Raw genomic sequence first — 18,659 nt, forward strand, 5'->3', positions numbered from 1 at the left:
CCCCCGGCAGGATTCGAACCTGCGACACCCGCTTTAGGAGTGGGATCGAATCCTTGATCGAGGGTGCTCGTTCATGCCGGACGGTGCTGTCCTCGCAGCTCAGCAGCGTCCGGCATGCTGCTTGTTCCTGCACCTGACGGCTGATGCTGGACCGTCCGCTCACGCATCGCTCACGCATTTCTCCGTGTGGCCAGCAAGTCTTCCGTCACTTACCGCCGACGTTTCTGGACCAGCCCTCGCGGAGCTGTGGAACGCTTTGACGCACTACCTCTTCGTCCCGAATGACGAACGGGGGTCACCCTGAACCGCGATAGTCACAACCTAGCAGGTCAGGGCATCGGACAGATCGGGCAGCTTCGGGGGGGGCGGAGGGCCTCGCGGAACGCGCATCGCCGGCGTGGTCCGATCGCCTCGGACGCGAGCCGCAATGTCACGTTCCTGATACAGGTGCCGATGTAAAGTCTTTGATGCAGAGCAGTACTGGGACAATCGGGAACGAGCACGCATGGCCGAGTCGGCAGAGGCATCCAGGAAGACGACAGCACGGATCGTCTGGGACACCGCGGACAAGTACCTGCGCAACATCGTCGATGAAGAGGACTACGGCGACTACATCCTGCCGTTCACGGTGCTTCGGCGTCTGGAGTGCATGCTTGCCGACAGCAAGGACGATGTCGACAAGTACGTCGACGCGTTGGCCGGCATGCCTCAGCACCTAATCGACATCGCGGTCAAGGACCGCTTCGGACTGGGCTTCTACAACGTCTCGCCGCTCGATCTGGCCGCGATCGCGTCGGTCGACGACAACGTGGACAAGTCCCTCAAGAGCTACATCGACGGGTTCTCGAACAACATCGCCGACATCTGGATCTCGTTCGACTTCAACCGGCGCGCGAAGGTGCTCGCCGACGCCAACCGGCTGCACGCCGTCGTCAAGCACTTCTCCACGCTCGACCTCAGTCCCGGCAGCCTGAGCAACACGGGCATGGGCGACGTCTTCGAGGACGTCATGTACCGCGCCTTCAACAAGAAGGGCAAGGCGGCCGGTAACTTCTACACGCCGCGAGACGCGATCCGGCTCATGGTCGACGTGCTCATCAGCGATGATGACGACACGATCGCGTCCGACCACGCCGCGCGCTCGGTCTACGACCCGACGGCCGGCTCCGGCGGCATGCTGCTGATCGCTCAGGAGGCGCTAAAGCGCACCAATGAGAAGGTCGACGTCACGCTCTACGGCCAGGAGCTCATGCCGTCCGCCTTCGCGCTTGGCAAGGCCGACCTGCTCATCCAGGGCGGTCGTCCCGACGCGATCAAGAAGGGCAACACCCTCGTCGAGGACCTCTACGAAGGGCAGACCTTCGACTACGTGCTCTCGAACCCTCCGTTCGGGATCGACTGGGAGGTCGAGGAAGAGTCGGTACGGAAGCAGGCCAAGACCGAAGGCTCGCGCTTCAGCCACGGCCTGCCCGGCACCTCCGACGGGCAGATGCTCTTCCTCGCCCATTGCGCCTCGAAGCTCAGCCCCGCTGGCAAGAATGGGCGGGGCGGCCGCGCTGCGGTGGTCTCGAACCAGTCGCCCCTGTTCAACAGCGACAACGGGCCGAACGCGATCCGCCGGTGGCTCCTGGAAGAGGACCTCATCGACGCGATCATCGCCCTGCCCACGAGCATGTTCTACGGAACCGGCATCGCGACCTACGTCTGGATTCTCGACACGAACAAGGACGCTGAGCGCAAGCACAAGATCCAGCTCCTCGACGGCTCGGACCAGTCGGAATCGCTGCGGAAGCCCATGGGTGAGAAGCGCCGCAATATGGGAAAGGCCCACCGAGCCAGGTTGCTGGAGGCGTACAAGGCGTTCGAGTTCGCCGATCCTGCAATCTCTCGCGTGATGGCGCACGAGGACTTCATGTTCCGCGACGTGCCGGTGTACAAGCAGGCCCGGTTCGCGACACGCTTCAGTGATGCCGCGGTCGAGGCGCTGCGCAGCCGTCGTGATTTCACTCAGGACCATGTCGCGGTGCTGCAGTCGCTCGACGGCACCCCGTGGAACGATCTGCCGAAGGCGTTCCCCCAAGCGGCGAAGGCCGCTGGGCTGAAGACCCCCGTCGGTCTTGTCGACGCGGTCATGGAGACCATGGGCGTCGCGGATGATTCCGCGCCGCTCGCCGTCGATCGCAAGGGTAAACCTGTAATCGTCCCGGGCTGGAAGATTACGGAGCGCGTGCCTCTGAGTGAGGACCTGGACGAGCACATGGCGCGCGAAGTGCTCCCGTATGCCCCCGATGCGCAGTGGGACGAGAGCAAAGCGAAACACGGCACGGACATCCCGTTCACGCGGATCTTCTACGTTCCGGAGGAGCCCCGACCTCTCGCTGAGATCGACTCCGATGTGGAAAAGCTCATGGGGGAGCTGGGCGACTTGTTCCGGCAGGTGAGCGCAGAGTGAAAGCTTTCGCTCCTGTCTGGAAATTCGCAGAAGTCAACCCGGAAACTCCCGAGTTCAAGTCGCTAGCTGATGGCACCGACGTCGCCTTCATGCCTTTGGAAGCGATCTGGCCTGGTGTCAACTGCGACTACAGTCGTACGTTGCCATGGTCGCCGAAATTGAGCTACACGCAGTTCCGGCGAGGAGACATCCTCGTGCCGAAGATCACGCCGACGTTCGAGGCTGGAAGAACGATCATCGCTGACATCCCTTCCGTCGCTGGTCTTGCCTCCACTGAGGTCCATGTTGTCAGGGCTAACGATGGCGCTGACCCGAGATTTCTGCAGTACACCTTTCAGAGCCAGCCGTTCCTGGACGAGGGGGCGCATTCACTGCAAGGCGTGGGCAATCTCCGGCGGATCACGCCGCGCTTTGTGCAGGAATACAAAGTGCTTGATGCCTCGCGTGATGATCAGGCCCTCCTTAGTGACTACCTCGACCGAGAGACGGGTGAGATCGAAGAGATCATCGGCAAGCTCGATGATCTGGCGGGCATACTTCGGAACCGCGAGGCCGTCGTACGCACACGCCTGGTTTGCGGTCTTCCCGCGATTCACGACACCTCCCAGCTGAGTGCCCACTCGCCCCTGTCCGGCATCCCCGACCACTGGGACCGCACGAAGTTCGGCTATGACTTCACCGAGAGCACCGAGCGGAACGGCGACGACCCGCCTGGGCCGCTGCTCTCGATCTCCGAGTACCGGGGCGTGGAGCTGAACACGAGAACCGAAGGCCAACAGGCGTCGCTGGACGTCTCGAAATACCGGGTCGTGCGGCCGGGCCAGCTCGCGGCCAACATGATGTGGCTCAACCACGGAGGGCTTGGGGTGTCGTCGCTCACCGGGTACATCAGCCCGGACTACAAGGCGTTCTGGATCTCGGACCGCTTCGAGCCCCGCTACGTCCACCATCTCTTCCGCAGCTCGCGGTACATCGACTACTTCGCCGCTATTGCGACAGGCGTGCGCCCGAATGCCCAGCGGGTGACCAAGACCGTGCTGGACGCGACTCCAGTGCCGCTGCCGCCCCTCGACGAGCAGATCAGGATCGCAGACGAGCTTGATAAAGCGGCCGCTCGCGTCGATGACATGTTGACGAAGGTCGCTGATCTCAAGTCCCTGCTCCTTGTGCGCCGAGCGGCGCTTATCACCGACGTCGTCACCGGCAAGAAGGAAGTCGCATGAGCCACGCGCAGATGATGGAGCGGGAGTTCGAGAAGAACCTCTGCTCGGAGCTGGCCGAGCGCGGCTGGCTGTACGAGGACGACGGGAAGCCGACCGGCTGGGACGTCGGCCTCGCGATGGTGCCGACCGACGTGCTGCACTGGCTGGCCACTCAGTACCCGGACGAGTACGAGAAGGCCGTCCCTGGCGACCTGGTCGGCGAGCAGAAGGCGGACGCTGAGCGGAAGCTCCTCGAGCACATCACCAAGGAGCTCGCCAAGGTGACGCGGATGGACCCCACGACCGGGCACCCGGTCGGTGGCCTGCTCGGCGTGCTGCGCAAGGGCTTTTCCTATGCCCAGATAGGCCGTCCTGCCGCGAAGTTTGGCGCGATGATGGCCTTCCCGCCGGCGAACCCGAACCTGACCGAGGTGGTCGAGGCGGCTGGCTCCGTCCGCCTCCGCATCCTGCGCCAGGTGCGCTTCGACACGAAGACCAACGAGAGCATCGACGTCGTGCTCATCGCTAACGGCCTGCCGGTCGTTACCCTGGAGCTCAAGACCGACAACACGCAGACGGTCAACCAAGCGATCCGCCAGTACAAGGAAGACCGAAAGCCGGGGAGGAGCCGCCCGCTGCTCGCGCCTGGGCGCGCCCTCGTGCACTTCGCGGTTTCCAACGACCTCGTTTACATGACGACGAAGCTCCAAGGCGGGGACACCGTGTTCCTGCCTTTCAACCAGGGCAACGACGGCCATGCGGGCAATCCGCCGTCGGAGACTGGCTCGTCGACCAACTACCTGTGGCGCGAGATCCTTGCCCGCCCGACCTTCATGCGCATCCTCAAGGACTTCGCGCTCTTCGAGCCGGGCAAGTCCGGCAAGAAGGACGAAGGCCGCTTCGTCTTCCCTCGATTCCACCAGTTGCGCGCCGTCGAGCGCGTTGTCGCCGACGTCGAGGCGAACGGCACCGGCAAGCGCTACCTGATCTGGCACTCGGCCGGTTCGGGCAAAACCAAGACGATCGCCTGGCTGAGCCACCGCCTGATCCGCCACATGAGCGCCGACTCAAAGTCGACGTTCGACTCGGTTATCGTCGTCACCGACCGCACGGTCCTCGACGAGAACATCCGCGACGACATGAACCTGGTGCAGTCGAGCAAGGGGCTCGTCGTGGCCGTCGGGGAGAAGTCCGGCGCGAAGTCGCCGCAGCTGAAGAAGGCGCTCCTTGAGGGCGACCACATCATCACCTGTACCTTGCAGACCTTCCCAGAGGTCATGAAGCTCATCGAGGACACCCAGGAGCTGCGCGGCCGGCGCTGGGCCGTAGTCGCCGACGAGGCGCACTCATCGCAGTCGGGCTCGGCCTCGCGTCAGCTTAAAGAACTGCTCGCCGACGTCGAGCTGGACGCAGGGGAGGACGACATCGGCGCTGACGACCTCCTCATGGCCAAGGACTCAGCCATCGCCGCGTCGAGCAACATCACCTTTATCGCCCTGACCGCGACGCCCAAGGGGAAGACCCTGCGCCTGTTCGGCACTCAGGTCGGGGACCGCTGGGATGCCTTCGACACGTACACGATGGCCCAGGCGATCGAGGAGGGCTTCATCCTCGACGTGCTCACCAACTACTCGACCTACGACATGTTCCTTCGGGTGAAGAACACACTCGAGGTCGAGGAGTCAGAGAGCGAGATCCAGGTCAACACGGGCGAGGCGGTCTCGAGCATCGTCCGCTACGCGAGGCTGCACCCGACCGCGATCGCGCAGAAGGTCCGGGTCGTCGTCGAGCACTTTCAGCGCAACGTCATGCACATGCTCGGCGGTCAGGCGCGCGCCATGGTCGTGACGAGCTCGCGCGTCGAGGCGCTGAGCTGGTCGCGGAAGATGGACGCGTACATCGCAGAGAAGGGCTACGACCTGCACACGCTCGCTGCCTTCTCGGGGTCGCTCACCGACGAAAGCGGCGAGAGTGTCACCGAGGTGTCGGTGAACGGCGTGAGCGACGTCGGCAGGGCGTTCCGCGAAGAGGGCATCTACCGAGTCCTCATCGTGGCGAACAAGTTTCAGACGGGCTTCGACGAGCCGCGGCTGATGGCGATGTACGTCGACAAGAAGCTCTCCGGCGTCGCCACCGTGCAGACCCTCTCCCGGCTGAACCGGATCTACCCCGGCAAGACCGCGCCGATGGTCGTCGACTTCCGCAACACTCCGGCGAGCGTCCAGAAGGACTTCAAGCTCTATTACTCCGACGCGCACGTCGACGGCGACGTTGATCCCAACGCGCTGATCACGGTGGGGGAGCGTCTCGACACAGCCGGGCTTTACACGCACGAGGAGATGGACGCCGTCGCCAACGCCTTCCTCAAGGACGCCGGTGGCGAGGCGCTCGCCAAGGCGCTGTCGCCGATCAAGAACCGCTGGGGCGGCCAGTGGCGTCAGGCAGTGCTCTCGAAGGACAAGGCGCGGAAGGAGCAGCTGGAGTCGTTCCGCGCCGACGTGCTCGGGTACCGAAATGCGTGGCAGTTCCTCAGCCAGATCGTCGACTACCAGGACCCGGAGCTGCACCGCCGCGCGATCCTGGCGACGCTGCTCGGCCGCAACCTCCACACCGACGGCAACGACCACGACGACAGCTTCCTTGAGGGCGTGCAGCTCTCCGGCGTCAAGCTCGTGCCCTCCGCTATCAATGAGGACCACTCGGTGAGTGAGGGGAGCGGTGAGGGCATCAAGCTCCCGATCTTCGACGGCGAGCACATGGGCAGTGCCGCGCCGAAGCGCGGCCCGCTCGAGGAGGCCATAGACAAGGTCAACGAAATGTTCAAGGCCAAGGGCGTCGACGTTAGCCCCGAGAGCGTCTCCGGGTTCATCACGACCTTCTGGGGCTTCCTCGACGCGAACGAGGAGGCAGTGGCGATGGCCAAGAACAACACCGTCGCCCAGCTCAAAGCGTCCGAGGGCTTCAGTGGTGCCGTCGGGCTCGCGGTCCTGAAGACGGTGAACGAGTCGAAAGAGATCCAGTCGTACGTGACCGATCCGGCGTTTATCGGGCAGATCGCCGACATCGCAGCGGACGCCCTCCACGCCGAGCACAGCTCCCACCGGGACGTGTGCTCCGAGACCGAGGGATAAGGCGCATGGAGCAGGAGTCCGAGGCGAGCCTTGGTGACGTCATCCGCGAGGCCCGCAAGAAGCAGGGGTGGTCACAGGGGGAGCTCGGCGAGAGGTCAGGGGTATCGCGTCCGACCATCGCGCGCATCGAGGCGAACAATGACGTCACGACCGCGACTATCGCCAAGGTCGCTCGTGCCCTCGGCCTGAAGCTCGAGCTAAGGGACGACGGCTGATCATGCGACGCGAGCACGTGACGCCGTCGAGGCTCATGACCGCGTCGGGGCGAGCGAACCCGTCTGCGCCGCCGTCATACGCACCAGACCCCCTCGGTCGCCCCGACGTTTTAGCCTGCCTGCCTCTTGGGTCAGAGGGCGTCGCGGATCATTACGATGAGGACCGGTGAAGCCGGTGACGGCTGGCTTTGCCCAATGTCCTCGTATCCCCACGATTTGTAGAGCGCGTGGACCTTTCCGTCGCCAGCGGCCGGGTTGACCATGAGCGTGACGAACGATTCGTCGCGTGTGGCGAGGAGGGCGTCGTGGATGCGGCGGGCGGTGCCGGTCTTGCGCCAGGTCGGTCGGACGCCGATTTCCTTCAGGGCCACCGCTGGGCGCTCGGTGTACTTCTCCGCCGGCGTCGGGCTGGTTCGCTGCTAGTAGCGGTCGCCGTGCTCGATGGTGTTGCCGTAGGCGTAGCCGACCGGATGTCCGTCCGAGTAGGCGAGGACGGCCGTGAACCCCGGCTCGGTACCGTGCCGGTCCAGGCGCTCGCCGAACGCGGTGACTGCGTAGTTCGGCAGGTGGAGGAGCGGTCGGTAGCATCGCGGAGGCTGCCGCCGCAGCAGCCGCACCCGGCACCGCATCGCCGCGCCGTATCGGCATGAGCGACGTCAATCGCCTCAACAAGCACTTCCCCGAGATCATCGCCAGCGACCACCGCCACGGCGGACAACTTTCAGCAGCATCTCGAAGGAGTGCTGAAGGTGCAGAAGTACCTTCGTTTCTCGCCCTCGATCGTGCGGCGAGTTGAATGCCTCGGCCGCCGCGACCATCGAAGAAACGGCCTTCTCTTTGAGGACACGAGCCTCTTGCCTCAGTCTCACTCGCGACCCTCACGTTTCAGACGCATCAGACGGCCGATGTTCAGGGTAGAGGTTTTTTTGTCATTACGGGCTGGTAGATGCTACGAGCACCGGCCTCGGTCGGATGCCCCGTCTGTGCTGAGCTGCCCCAAGTTCCGTAGCGGTCGGTATACGCGCTTTCAGGCGGCGGGCGAGGTCTGCCGGTGAGCGGAACAAGGGGTCAGGTAGTGGCTTGCCTTCCGCGTACGCAGTTAATGAGGTGACTGAATTGCTCGGGCTCTATTAGCAGGGCGGGGCCGTCAGGGTTCTTGGAGTCGCGGATGGCGACTGCGCGGTGGGGGGTGTGGGTCAGGTCGGCGATCTCTACGCAGTTGTTGCCGGAGCCGCTGCTGTAGGACGACTTCAACCAGATGGCCGCACCTGCGAGGTCGGTTGCTGTGAGGGTGCGGGGGTGTGTGGTCATTCGGTGATCTCTCGCGATAGTTGTTGCAGGAACTTCGGGGTGTCCTCGGGCGGCAGGGACGACGCCACCAGGGTGTTGAACTTCCGGGAGAACTTGGCGACCTCGCGCGGGGTGTCGGAGACCGAGGAGGCGCCCCAGGCGTTGTCTACCTGGACCGTGACCGGCAGGGTGTCGCCGAGGTGGAGGATGCTGAAGTCGTTCACCGCGACGTACCCGCGCACGGTGTGCGGGAGGACCTGGACGGTCACGTTGTCGAGCGCGGCCAGCCTTGTGATCTCGTCGTACTGTTCGCGCATCACCTCGGGGCCGCCGACGAGGTAGCGCAGGGCGGGCTCGTAGAGGATCGCCCACAGCTTGCCGGGTTCCTCGGCGCGGGTCAGGTACTCCTTGCGCTTCATGCGCAGCGTCACGCCCTGGTCGATGAACTCGTTGGTGGTGTCCTCGACCGGCTTGGCGATCTCGTACAGGGCTCGGGCGTAGCGCTCGGACTGGAGCAGCCCGAGGACCACGACGGGATGGAACGCCTGTATATCGACGGCGGCGGACTCGATGCCGATGAAGCGCGGCATCCCTGAGGGCATCGATCCCTTGAACTGGGTCCACCATTCGCGGCTGGATGCCGCGCGCTGGATAGACAGCAGCCGCTCGATGTCCTCTTCCTCGGCCACGCCGTACCGGGCGAGCAGTTTGCGCAGGTCGCCGGCATTGCGCAGGTCCTGCAAGCCGGTCTCGACGCGGTAGAGCTTGGTGTCCGACAGCGGCAGCCCGTGGACGGCCTCTTCCAGGGTGAGCTCGGCCTGCTTGCGCAACTCTCGCAGCTCGTAGCCCAGTTCGATGCGCCGTGCTGTTGGTCTGGCTCGTGCTGGCACCTGCTTGCCTCCCCCGCGTATGCGTGCGCTGCCGCTGCGATGTGCGGAGTGTGGCACGGCACGCGCCTGCTGAAACAGCGATGCGCTTGCCCTGGCATGTGCCATTTTCCCCGCAGCGACGTTTTCAGTGCGGTTTCACTTGCGGCCCCACTATGCCTGCGGCCACGGTGAATGAGCCCCCGAATTCGTGGAGTTGAGACGGCGGGCACGAAGGGGGCCTGCTTGCTCCCGCGCCCTCGGCGGGAGCAAGCAGGCCCCACCACCCCACTGCGGCATCGGCCTTGGGAGGCGGCATGTCCTTGCGCTCCAGTTTCAGCGAACCGGCGAGTACCCCGTGCCTGGTGGCCGGGCGGCCGACGGCTCCGATAGCCGCTGAGGCCGTCGCCTTCCGCAGGGCCCACGGCCTTCCTCACCTGTGGAGCGCGCAGGACTTCGAGGTCTACCTGGACCTGGAGCACTGCGGACGTCCCGCCCCAGAGGCCGCAGGAGGCGGTGTCGCGTGAGCAGGCGGGATGTGGCTCCTTTCCGGGTCGGTGATCGGGTGCGCGGCATCTCCTACGTGCCAGCCGAGCGGCGTGAGCGGGAGGCGTCGGAGGAGTTCCAGGGCACGGTGGTGCAGATCGGCAGCGGCTACGCCGGGGTGGACGCGGACCGCGCGTTTCTGTGGGCGCGGGTGGACGACCACACCGAACGCCAGGCCCTCGTCCGTGACACCGAGCTGCTCGACCCGGCCGAAGCTGGGCGGGCGGACCGGTGAGCGCCCGCCACCGCATGCCAAAGCCGGACGGGGACGGCGTGTTCGCAGGGATCGTCCTGGTGGCTGCGAATGTCTTCGGTATCGGTGCCGCCGTCGTCAGCCAGACTCCCGAGAGCCTGCACGCGGCGGTGGTCCCTGATGCCCTGACTGCGGAGGACGCTCAAGCCTCGTGCCCGGCCGTGATGACGGAGGACACGATCATGTCCTCCGTTCCGCCGGGCGAGTCCCGGCACGTATGCCGCGACGCGGACGGTCCTCACAGCCCCGCCCCGCCCGTCCACCGGGGCACGACGGCATAGGCACTCTTGCGGCACCCGTGCCGAGAGCTGAAGGCTCGTCACATGGGAGCGCGTCACCGGCCGAAGCCGGCACCACCAGTCGCTCCCTCCGTGCCATATCCCGCTCCTCAACTTGGCCACGTGCCGTGCCGTCCCGCTCGGCTCCGCGCCGCGTGCTTTACAGCTCCCCTGCCACGAGTGGGCAGGGGCCCATCCACAACCGCAGGAGGTCAGATGACCACCGAAACACTCGCCCGCGAGGCACCGGCGGAGACCCATACCGTCTCGGCGCCCCCAGCCCCTGTCGCTGAGACCGGCGAGGACCCCTTTGTCCTCGACGTGCACGTCATTTCCGACGTCCGCCCCGACCTGCTGCCGACAGCCTGTAGCACCGACGACGGCTGCAAGCCGAGCTGCGCCTCGTCCTGCGCCAGCACCTGACCGACAGTCCGCCCGGTGGGGCCGGAGCCTTCTCCCGGCCCCACCCGCCTGGTCCCCGGCGAACCGGTTGGAAGGGATGCCGATGCGCACACCGACCCATCCATTGCTGTACCGACACGGCAGCACCGCAGTGCTGCGCGCCGCCTCCACACCCCTGACGTCTACCCCCGGCTCCTGGCCCGACCTGGACAATCTCGAAGCCACGCGGGAGTGGCTGGGGCGCATCTGGACCGATACGCGGTTTGCCGAGGCGGTCCGTCTGGCCAGCCCCGGCCTCGCCGAGCGCGTGGACGCGGTCTGCAAGGGACACCGCACCGCTGTACCGAGGACGCGGCGCATTGCCCTGTCCGTGGCCCGCTACCTGCTGCGTACCGTCTCTCGCCCCACTCCCTTCGGGCTCTTCGCCGGGGCCGCGCCCGTCACACTCGGTGGTCCGGCTCGCGTGGGCTGGTGCGAAGAGCACACGGGGACTGCCCGTGTGGATGCGCAGTGGATCGTGGATGTCACAGCCCGGCTTGAGTCCCTGCCGGACCTGTTGGAGCGGCTGTCGGTGGTCTTCACCAACCTCGCTGTCCGTCGCGGTCGGCATATCGAGGCCCCGAACGGTCCCGGCCGGGTCGCCGTCCGCGCCACTCCGGCTGTGGAGGCGGCCTGGGAGGTGACGTCCGTCCCGATCCCCTTCGGCGCTGCGGTGGAGAGGCTGGCCGCGCGCTTTCCTGGGGCCGCGTCCGAGAGGGCGCGGGAGATGCTCACCGAACTGGTGCGACGCGGCCTCCTGATCACCAGTCTCCGCTCCCCGCTTACGGCTCCCGATCCGCTGGCTCACCTGGTGGAGACGCTGCACGCTGCGGGCGCGGCCAAGGTGCCGGAGGCGTCCGGGCTGCTGGCCGGACTGGAAGCCGTGCAGGCCGGACTTCACCGCCACCATCGCGCGGACCGTCATGAGCAGAACCGGATCCGTACCGAGTTGGGGCAGCGCATGCGGCGCCTCTCGGCTGCCGGACGTACTCCGGTCGGTCTCGACCTGCGCTTAGGATGCGACGTCCGGCTGCCCGAGCAGGTGGCGCGGGAGGCCGAACGGGCCGCCTCCGCGCTGATACGGCTCACGCGGGAGCCGACCGGGCCAGCCGCGTGGCGCGAGTACTTCGTCGCCTTCTGTGAGCGCTACGGCACCGGCACCCTCGTCCCCGTGACCGAGGCCGTCCATCCTGATGCGGGACTCGGCTTCCCGGCCGGATACCCCAGCGGCACCCGGCCCGCCCCGCGCCCCCTCCTCGCTCGCCGGGACGAGCGGCTGGCCGCGCTGGCCTGGCAGGCTGTCGCCGACGGCGCCGAGGAGATCACCCTCACCGACGCCATGGTCGACGAGCTTTCCGGTGGTTTCCTCGACGAGAGGTACATCCCGCCACACGTGGAGATCTCCGCCCGACTGCACGCGACCGACGCGGCAGCGGTCGACCGTGGCGAGTTCACGCTCACCGTCTCCCCGGGCCGGTCCGCCGGCACCTTGACCGCCCGCTTCACCAACATCGCGCCCGGCCTTGCCGAGGTGTACGCGAAGCTGCCCACCGTCACCGACGGAGCGCTGGCCGCCCAGGTCTCGGTTCCCCCGGTCTACCCGCACGCGGAGAACATCTGCCGTACCGGCGCCTTCCTGCCGCACCTCATCCCGCTTGGCGAACACCGGGAGCCGGCCTCGGAAACGGACGGCAGAGGCGCGGAGGTGATCGGGCTGGAGGACCTGGCACTGACCGCCACCCGTGAACGCCTGCACCTGGTCAGCGTCTCCCGCCGCCGTGTGATCGAGCCGCAGATCTTCCACGCCCTGTCGATCGAGAAACAGCTCCCGCCTCTGGCTCGCTTCCTCCTCCAGGTCCCTCGTGGCGGTCTGGCGGCCTGGACCGAGTTCGACTGGGGCCCGCACGCGAAGCTGCCCTACCTACCGAGGGTGCGGTACCGCCGCAGCGTGCTCTCCCCGGCCCGCTGGCGCCTGGAGCGCGGCGACCTCGCCCTGCCCCACGGCCGCGCCTCCGACGTGGCCTGCTTGCGCGAGGCGCTGGCCGCCTGGCGCCGCCGCTGGCACTGCCCCGGCCTGGTGGAACTGCGCGACGAAGACCGCGGCCTCCGCCTCGACCTGGACGAACCTGCCCACACCGCGCTGCTCCAGGCCCACTTGGACCGCTACAAGACCGCCCAGCTCACCGAAGCGCGGGACACCACCGGATCGCTGGGATGGATTGACGGCTACGCCCACGAGATTGCCTTCCCCCTGACCGCCGTCGGACCACCCGCTCCCAACCCGCTGTCCGGCCCACTGCCTATGCTGGCCAACTCCGCCCACGGACAGTTGCCCGTCCACACGGAGGCTCGCTGGCTGCACGCGCAGATCCCCACCCATCCGGAGCGGATGGCGGAGATCATCACCGATCACCTTCCCGCGCTGCTGACAGCCCTCCAGGCGGACCGCGATTGGTGGTTCGTGCGCTACCGCAGCGCCTACGAAAGCGACCACCTGCGCCTGCGGCTGCGTACCCGCGACGCCCAGGAGAGCGTCGCGCGCACCACAGCGCTCGTCCAGTGGGCACAGCATCTGCGCGAGGCCGATCTGGCCGGGCCGCTCACGCTGGGCACTTACCTCCCGGAGACCGGTCGCTACGGAGCAGGCAGTGTGATGGAGGCGGCCGAGGAGGTCTTCGCCGCCGACTCCGCTGTGGTCGCCGCACAGCTGCGACACCTGCCCGAAAACGTGGTCGATCCGCTCGCGCTGACGGCCGTCGGCATGGTCGCCACCGTCCGCAGTCTCCTCGGCCAGCATGAGGCCATGGCATGGCTGTACGCGCGTCCCGCTCCCAACAGCGCGACCGACCGCATGGTCACCGACCACGCTCTCCGTCTGGCCGAACCGAACGTCGTCGACGGCTTGCCCGCTGAGGTTGCTGCCGCCTGGCAGGCGCGTGACCGCGCGCTGGCCGCTTACCGTCGTGCTCTCCCGCCCGAGACCGACCTGGACGGGGTGGTCGAGTCCCTGCTGCACATGCACCACAACCGGCAGCGCGGCATCGAACGCGAAGGCGAGGCCGTCTGTCGTCGCCTTGCCCGACAAGTCGCCGTCACCTGGCAGGCCCGACAAGGCGGGATCGCGCGGTGCCCCTCCTCCCGGCGGGCGGACCGCCACCGCACAGGGAACCGGCGCCCGGATGGAGCCAGTCGCTGTCCACCGGAGCCCCCGGCATCGCCTTGGCCCACTTCACCGCCGCCCGCAACGGTGACGTCGGCTGGGAGACGGCGCACGCCTGGGCCTCGGCCATGACCCGCGCCCCGGTGCTCGCCCACCCGGACGCTGCTGGCCTCTTTCACGGCGCCCCCGCTGTCTCCTTCGCCCTCCACACTGCTGGCCACCCCGCCTATGCCACTGCCCTCGCCCGACTCGACGCCCACATCGCCGTCCTGGTCCGCACCCGGCTGGAGACCGCGCATGCTCGCATCGACACCGGGCACCAGCCTCGGCTGCGGGAGTTCGACCTCATCCGCGGCCTCACCGGTCTCGGCGCCTACCTCCTCCACCGACACGAGGACAGCGGGGAAGCGCTCCTCAAGGAGGTGCTGACCTACCTCGTACGCCTGGCCGAACCGGTCAAGGCTGACGGCGGGGTGCTGCCGGGCTGGTGGACCTCGGACGACACCAGCGGCCGTCCCTGCCCGCTCGGCGGGCACGGCAACCTGGGCTTGGCCCACGGCATCGCCGGACCCCTCGCCCTCGCCGCCACCGCGACGCGCCACGGCATCGTCGTTCCTGGTCAGACCGGCATGCTCACGCGCGTCAGCTCCTGGCTCGACCACTGGCGGCAGGGCCCGGCCGAGGCACCCTGGTGGCCCCAGACGCTCTCTCGCACCGAGCAGACCCAAGACGTCGTCACCTGGCATGGCCCCGGTCGACCCTCCTGGTGCTACGGCACCCCCGGCCTGGTCCGAGCCCAGCAACTGGCCGCCCTCGCCCTCAGCGACACCACCGCTCAGCGACGGGCCGAGCAGGCCCTGGCCGCATGCCTGGACGACGAAGCCCAGCTCTGTCAGCTCACCGACGCCTCGCTGTGCCACGGCTGGGCCGGTCTCCTCCACACCGCCCGCACTGTTGCCGCCGACGCTCACCCCGACACCCAGCTCAGCGCCCGCCTCACCGCCCTGCATCAGCGGCTCGGCCAGCATCTGCACCAGAACGGGGCACCCGAGGCCGCAGGGCTGCTGGAAGGCACCACCGGCATCCGCCTCACCACTGCCGAAGCCCTCTCGGGCACTGCCCGCTGGGACGCCTGCCTCCTGCTGGCCGGATAGAGGCCCGGACCGGCCCAGCAAACCAGGCCAATCCACTACGATCTGCTCTCCGCTTCCCACGCCGGGCACCGCACGGAAGGACTCCTAGGACCCCGATGAACACCGCCACAGGCTCCTCACCCGAAGAGCTGCGCACCCGTCTGGTCGACGAGCTCACCGCCGAGGGAACCCTGCGCGACCCACGCGTCACTCAGGCCATGCGCGATGTTCCCCGCCACCGCTTCCTCCCGGCAGCCGGCCTGGAAGAGGCATACGCGGATGAGGCCGTCATCACCAAACGCGCCGATGACGGTACGGCGTTGAGCTGCGCGTCCATGCCCTCCATCGTCGCCATGATGCTCCAGCAGCTCGACGTCCGGCCCGGCCAGCGCATTCTGGAGATCGGCGCGGGGACCGGCTACAACGCAGCGCTCTTGGCCCACCTCACTGGCCCCACCGGCGCGGTCACCACCGTCGACATCGACCCTGACGTCACTGCCGAGGCGACCCGAGCACTCAAGGCCACCGGCAACGAGCACGTCCACGTCGCCACCCGTGACGGCGCCCTGGGCGATGCCGCGCATGCCCCGTACGAGCGAATCATCCTGACCGTCGGCTCCTGGGACCTGCCCACCGCCTGGTGGGATCAGCTCGCCACCGGCGGACGGCTCGTGGTCCCGCTGCGCTGGCGCGGCCAGACCCGCTCGATTGCCTTCGTCCGCGAACCCGACCGTCTGCGAGCTGACTCCGTCGAACTGTGCGGCTTCGTCCCCATGATCGGCCAGGAAGGCGAACACGACGGGACCATCGACGACGGCGGCCACGTCACCCTCTACTGGGACGCTGACCAGGACATCGACCCCCACACACTGCACGGGGTGCTCGGCGAGCAGCGGACCGAAGCCTGGTCACACGTCACAGTGGGCCCGACCGACTCCTTCGACGGCGTATGGCTGCGCCTGACCGCCACCGAGCAGGGCACCTGCCGCATCGCCGCCGACACCACCGCCGTGCGATCCGGACTGTGCAACCCCGCCATCCCGGTCCGCAGCCCCGCCCTCGCCGAAGGCGACTCCCTGGCCTACTTCACCCTCCGACGCTTGGACGACCCCCAGCGCGGCGCCGAACTCGGTGCCGTCGGACACGGCCCGAATGGCCAGCCACTCGCCAACCGTCTCGTCCAGAGCATCCGCGACTGGGACACCGACCGTGATGCGCACCCCACCATCACCGCTTACCCAGCTGGAACGCCGGACGAGCAACTGCCCTCCGTGACGGTCCTGGACAAGTCCTCCACCAGGCTCGTACTCGACCCCGTCACACAGTCCTGAGAGGCGCTCTGGGCCGACGTTGTGTGCAAGATCAGCGGCGGTGTCGTCGGGCGGCTTGTGGCTGGGCCGGGACAGCGGCGGAGGCAGGCACCTGCGAGGGGGCGACGCGGTGCGTGGCGCTGCTGCGTGCTTGGGCGGCTTGGGCTCGGGGGTCGGGTGCGGGGTGCTGGCTCAGGCGGTTGATGCGCCAGATGAGGACGTTGGCCGGGGCGCGGGCGTCGCTCAGGGTGCGTTCGTCTGCGGCTTGTTCGAGGAGGCGGGCTGGGGCGTGTCCTGCGGTTTTCGCGTCGGTGAGGACAGCGGTGAGGGCCTCCCACCCGGGGCTGTTGATGATCTGGTCCGCGTGTGCGGGCAGCACGTCGCGAACGAGGGCGGCGTGCCGTTCCTGCGTCTGGTGTGGCGGCCTGCGCTCGGCGAGCGCGGCCAGGGGTGCGGCTGCGGCCTGCTCGTAGGCGGTCTGGAGCGGGGCAAGGGTGTGGCGGGCGGCGTTGGCCTGCTGCTGGTGGTGGCGCCGCTCGTGCCAGCGCTCGGCGGCCAGGACGACGAGGAGCGCCGCGTCGAGGAGCATCGCGAGCGCGGCTGTGTCCTTCGGCGCCGGTTCGCGCAGCACGGAGCGGACGGCGTTGCGCAGGGCGCGGGCGTGGTGGTGTTCGGCTCGGGTGCGGGAGCGGGTGGCGGGCTCGAAGGTGGTGGCCGCCTGGTGGAGGTGGGGGCGGAGCGCTGGTGGTGCGATGAGGGGGAGGGCGTCGGGGGCTTCGCCGAGGGCGGCGAGGTGGGCCTGGGCGGCTGCGTCGTCGGCCTGGTCGAGGTGGTAGGGGATGCGTTCGGTGGCGGCGCTCGCTTCGTGCCAGGGGTTGGGCGTGCGCTGGCTGGTGGGTGCGGTTTTGGTGGCGTCGAGGCGCTGTCGGATCTTGGGGAGTGACAGGTCGGGGGCGAGGGTGGAGCCGGCGAACCAGACGGGCTGCCCGGCGGTGTTGGTGTCGCCTTCAAGGGCGATCTTGTAGCCGCGTACGTCACCGGACGGGAAGCGCTGGACCTGTAGGTCGATGCCGTCGGTCCGCTCGATCAGGTCGAGGAACTCCTCGGTGCTGGTGGCGGCGGCGATCATGGTGCGGACGGTGGTGCGCAGCCGCTCCCGTGCGGTCCGAGTGTGGCCGCTGCGGTGGGCCTTCTCCTGCTCTGCCCGTGTGGGGCGTTGGGCGGCGCTTCCGTCGCCCGGGGTGAGGCGGCGCAGACGGTAGTCGGTCTCGATGCGGCGGGCTTCGGCCTGGGCCTTCTTGCGGTCGAAGTCGCGTACGGGGCGCCTGCCGTCCTCGCGTACCAGAGTGGCGGCGATGTGGATGTGGTCGGGGGCGTGGCGGACGGCGACCCAGCGGCAGGCTTCCGCATCGCCTGCGGGGGCGATGCCGGTGGCGTGCACGATGCGGTGGGCGATGTCTGCCCACTCGGCGTCGGTCAGGTGCCGGTCACCGGGGTCGGCGCGCACGGGGCAGTGCCACACCTTGTCTCTCGGCGCGCGCTCGCCGAGGGCTTTGACGGGGTGGTCGAGCTGGCGGGCGAGCTGGGCGGTGGTGCGGCTGGGGTGGCGTCCGGGGTCGGGGGCGAAGTCGTTCCAGGAGGCGACCAGGTGGGGGTCGGTGTGTTCGTTGGCGCGTCCGGGCCCGTAGAGGTAGCGGATGAGCTGGGTGGAGTTGCCCGTGCCGAGGATGATCTTCGGGATCATGCGGTCACCGTCGCGTCAGGTGCTCGACGGCCTGGTCCATCCCGTCCAGGACCTCGTGCACCTGCGCCAACAGCCTGTGGACGACTTCCGCTTCGGGGAGTGGCTGGTCGTTGTTGAGGTGGCGGGTGAGCTGGTTGAGGTTGTTGCCGATGGCGGCGACCTGCCGTTGGGCGGCCATCACCTGGCGTACGGCGTGGCGGTAGTCGGCCACCGCGGCCTGGGGGTTGTCGGAGCGGGCGGCGGCAAGGCCCGCCTCGGCGAGGTAGCCGCCTGGCGTCATCCGGCAGGCGTCGGCGGCCTGCTCCAGCTCGGCGTACTCACCGGCGCTGTAGCGGGGGCAGATGCGGCGGTCGCGCAGGGCGGGCTGACGCAGACGACGTCGCGGCGGCTCGGCGTCGACCGGGCCCGCCCCCTCGACCGGCACCCCCGGGCCGGTCTGCCCCGCCACCCCCGGGGCGGGGTTCGGGGAAGGATTCCTTACCCGACAACTTGCTGCTGCGTCTGTGGCTGGAGTGGTGGAAGTCTTCGCGTTTTCGGTGCGGGGCTGGGGACTGTTGTTGTGCATGGGGCGGTCTCCGGTCGTACGGGGTCGGTGGGGTCTTCGTGGTGCGGGGGCGTGGGTGGCGGATGTGGCGGTG

General features: G+C 68.0%; 14 protein-coding genes and 2 pseudogenes. 11 read left to right on the forward strand and 5 right to left on the reverse strand.

What is annotated here, in order from left to right; translation table 11 throughout:
• Positions 1-505 precede the first annotated feature (505 nt).
• From ACYVOO_RS38405 to ACYVOO_RS38420, 4 genes are read left to right on the forward strand one after another with little or no spacing between them, the layout of a single operon-like run.
• Positions 506-2,452, forward strand: a complete 1,947-nt coding sequence (locus ACYVOO_RS38405) for a type I restriction-modification system subunit M (RefSeq protein ID WP_461020349.1) — start codon at positions 506-508, stop codon at positions 2,450-2,452.
• Positions 2,449-3,675 (forward strand): restriction endonuclease subunit S, encoded by a 1,227-nt coding sequence (locus ACYVOO_RS38410; protein WP_461020350.1) that lies wholly within the window; start codon positions 2,449-2,451, stop codon positions 3,673-3,675. The genes ACYVOO_RS38405 and ACYVOO_RS38410 overlap by 4 nt, the downstream gene beginning before the upstream one ends.
• Complete coding sequence (locus ACYVOO_RS38415) at positions 3,672-6,785, forward strand: type I restriction endonuclease subunit R (protein ID WP_461020351.1); 3,114 nt, start codon at positions 3,672-3,674, stop codon at positions 6,783-6,785. The genes ACYVOO_RS38410 and ACYVOO_RS38415 overlap by 4 nt, the downstream gene beginning before the upstream one ends.
• Before the next feature lie 5 nt (positions 6,786-6,790).
• Positions 6,791-7,000, forward strand: a complete 210-nt coding sequence (locus ACYVOO_RS38420) for a helix-turn-helix transcriptional regulator (protein WP_461020352.1) — start codon at positions 6,791-6,793, stop codon at positions 6,998-7,000.
• A gap of 131 nt (positions 7,001-7,131) precedes the next feature.
• Here the strand turns inward: ACYVOO_RS38420 and ACYVOO_RS38425 are convergent.
• Positions 7,132-7,629: pseudogene (locus tag ACYVOO_RS38425) on the reverse strand (GNAT family N-acetyltransferase).
• On the opposite strand from ACYVOO_RS38425, the pseudogene ACYVOO_RS38430 reads away from it, so the two are divergent.
• Positions 7,551-7,745 (forward strand): annotated as a pseudogene (locus ACYVOO_RS38430) (hypothetical protein); the annotation flags it as partial. The pseudogenes ACYVOO_RS38425 and ACYVOO_RS38430 sit on opposite strands and share 79 nt — an antisense overlap.
• A 323-nt stretch (positions 7,746-8,068) precedes the next feature.
• Here ACYVOO_RS38430 and ACYVOO_RS38435 read toward each other — a convergent pair.
• Positions 8,069-8,311, reverse strand: a complete 243-nt coding sequence (locus tag ACYVOO_RS38435) for a DUF397 domain-containing protein (protein WP_461020353.1) — start codon at positions 8,309-8,311, stop codon at positions 8,069-8,071.
• Positions 8,308-9,180, reverse strand: a complete 873-nt coding sequence (locus ACYVOO_RS38440) for a helix-turn-helix domain-containing protein (RefSeq protein ID WP_461020354.1) — start codon at positions 9,178-9,180, stop codon at positions 8,308-8,310. Before ACYVOO_RS38440 ends, ACYVOO_RS38435 begins: the two co-directional genes overlap by 4 nt.
• 293 nt (positions 9,181-9,473) lie before the next feature.
• Here ACYVOO_RS38440 and ACYVOO_RS38445 point away from each other — a divergent pair, with 293 nt between their 5' ends.
• The 6 genes from ACYVOO_RS38445 to fxlM all read left to right on the forward strand — a co-directional run bounded on the left by ACYVOO_RS38445 (position 9,474) and on the right by fxlM (position 16,298).
• Positions 9,474-9,683, forward strand: a complete 210-nt coding sequence (locus tag ACYVOO_RS38445) for a hypothetical protein (protein WP_461020355.1) — start codon at positions 9,474-9,476, stop codon at positions 9,681-9,683.
• Positions 9,680-9,937: a hypothetical protein gene (locus ACYVOO_RS38450; RefSeq protein WP_461020356.1), complete on the forward strand. Its 258-nt coding sequence runs from the start codon at positions 9,680-9,682 to the stop codon at positions 9,935-9,937. Before ACYVOO_RS38445 ends, ACYVOO_RS38450 begins: the two co-directional genes overlap by 4 nt.
• A gap of 512 nt (positions 9,938-10,449) precedes the next feature.
• A complete protein-coding gene (locus ACYVOO_RS38455) occupies positions 10,450-10,656 on the forward strand; it encodes an FxLD family lanthipeptide (protein ID WP_461020357.1) in 207 nt (68 codons plus the stop codon).
• A gap of 82 nt (positions 10,657-10,738) precedes the next feature.
• Positions 10,739-13,966, forward strand: coding sequence for a lantibiotic dehydratase (locus tag ACYVOO_RS38460; RefSeq protein WP_461020358.1), 3,228 nt, complete (start codon positions 10,739-10,741; stop codon positions 13,964-13,966).
• A complete protein-coding gene (locus ACYVOO_RS38465; protein ID WP_461020359.1) occupies positions 13,894-14,988 on the forward strand; it encodes a lanthionine synthetase C family protein in 1,095 nt (364 codons plus the stop codon). The genes ACYVOO_RS38460 and ACYVOO_RS38465 overlap by 73 nt, the downstream gene beginning before the upstream one ends.
• Positions 14,989-15,083: 95 nt before the next feature.
• Positions 15,084-16,298 (forward strand): methyltransferase, FxLD system, encoded by a 1,215-nt coding sequence (fxlM, locus tag ACYVOO_RS38470; RefSeq protein ID WP_461020360.1) that lies wholly within the window; start codon positions 15,084-15,086, stop codon positions 16,296-16,298.
• A gap of 31 nt (positions 16,299-16,329) precedes the next feature.
• Here fxlM and ACYVOO_RS38475 read toward each other — a convergent pair whose 3' ends face one another.
• Both ACYVOO_RS38475 and mobC read right to left on the reverse strand, forming a co-directional pair.
• Positions 16,330-18,021 carry a relaxase/mobilization nuclease domain-containing protein gene (locus tag ACYVOO_RS38475; protein WP_461020361.1) on the reverse strand — a complete coding sequence of 564 codons (1,692 nt, stop codon included), beginning with the start codon at positions 18,019-18,021 and terminating at the stop codon, positions 16,330-16,332.
• Between the two features lie 4 nt (positions 18,022-18,025).
• A complete protein-coding gene (mobC, locus tag ACYVOO_RS38480; RefSeq protein ID WP_461020362.1) occupies positions 18,026-18,445 on the reverse strand; it encodes a plasmid mobilization relaxosome protein MobC in 420 nt (139 codons plus the stop codon).
• Positions 18,446-18,659: the final 214 nt, after the last annotated feature.

This window comes from Streptomyces daliensis, assembly GCF_054782395.1.

Excerpts from the sequence above, each read along its gene's own strand:
- ACYVOO_RS38475 (WP_461020361.1), bottom strand. The coding sequence starts at position 18,021 with ATGATCCCGAAGATCATCCTCGGCACGGGCAACTCCACCCAGCTCATC.
- ACYVOO_RS38405 (WP_461020349.1), top strand. The coding sequence starts at position 506 with ATGGCCGAGTCGGCAGAGGCATCCAGGAAGACGACAGCACGGATCGTC.
- ACYVOO_RS38435 (WP_461020353.1), bottom strand. The coding sequence starts at position 8,311 with ATGACCACACACCCCCGCACCCTCACAGCAACCGACCTCGCAGGTGCG.
- ACYVOO_RS38415 (WP_461020351.1), top strand. The coding sequence starts at position 3,672 with ATGAGCCACGCGCAGATGATGGAGCGGGAGTTCGAGAAGAACCTCTGC.
- ACYVOO_RS38460 (WP_461020358.1), top strand. The coding sequence starts at position 10,739 with ATGCGCACACCGACCCATCCATTGCTGTACCGACACGGCAGCACCGCA.
- ACYVOO_RS38445 (WP_461020355.1), top strand. The coding sequence starts at position 9,474 with ATGTCCTTGCGCTCCAGTTTCAGCGAACCGGCGAGTACCCCGTGCCTG.
- ACYVOO_RS38420 (WP_461020352.1), top strand. The coding sequence starts at position 6,791 with ATGGAGCAGGAGTCCGAGGCGAGCCTTGGTGACGTCATCCGCGAGGCC.
- ACYVOO_RS38455 (WP_461020357.1), top strand. The coding sequence starts at position 10,450 with ATGACCACCGAAACACTCGCCCGCGAGGCACCGGCGGAGACCCATACC.
- fxlM (WP_461020360.1), top strand. The coding sequence starts at position 15,084 with ATGAACACCGCCACAGGCTCCTCACCCGAAGAGCTGCGCACCCGTCTG.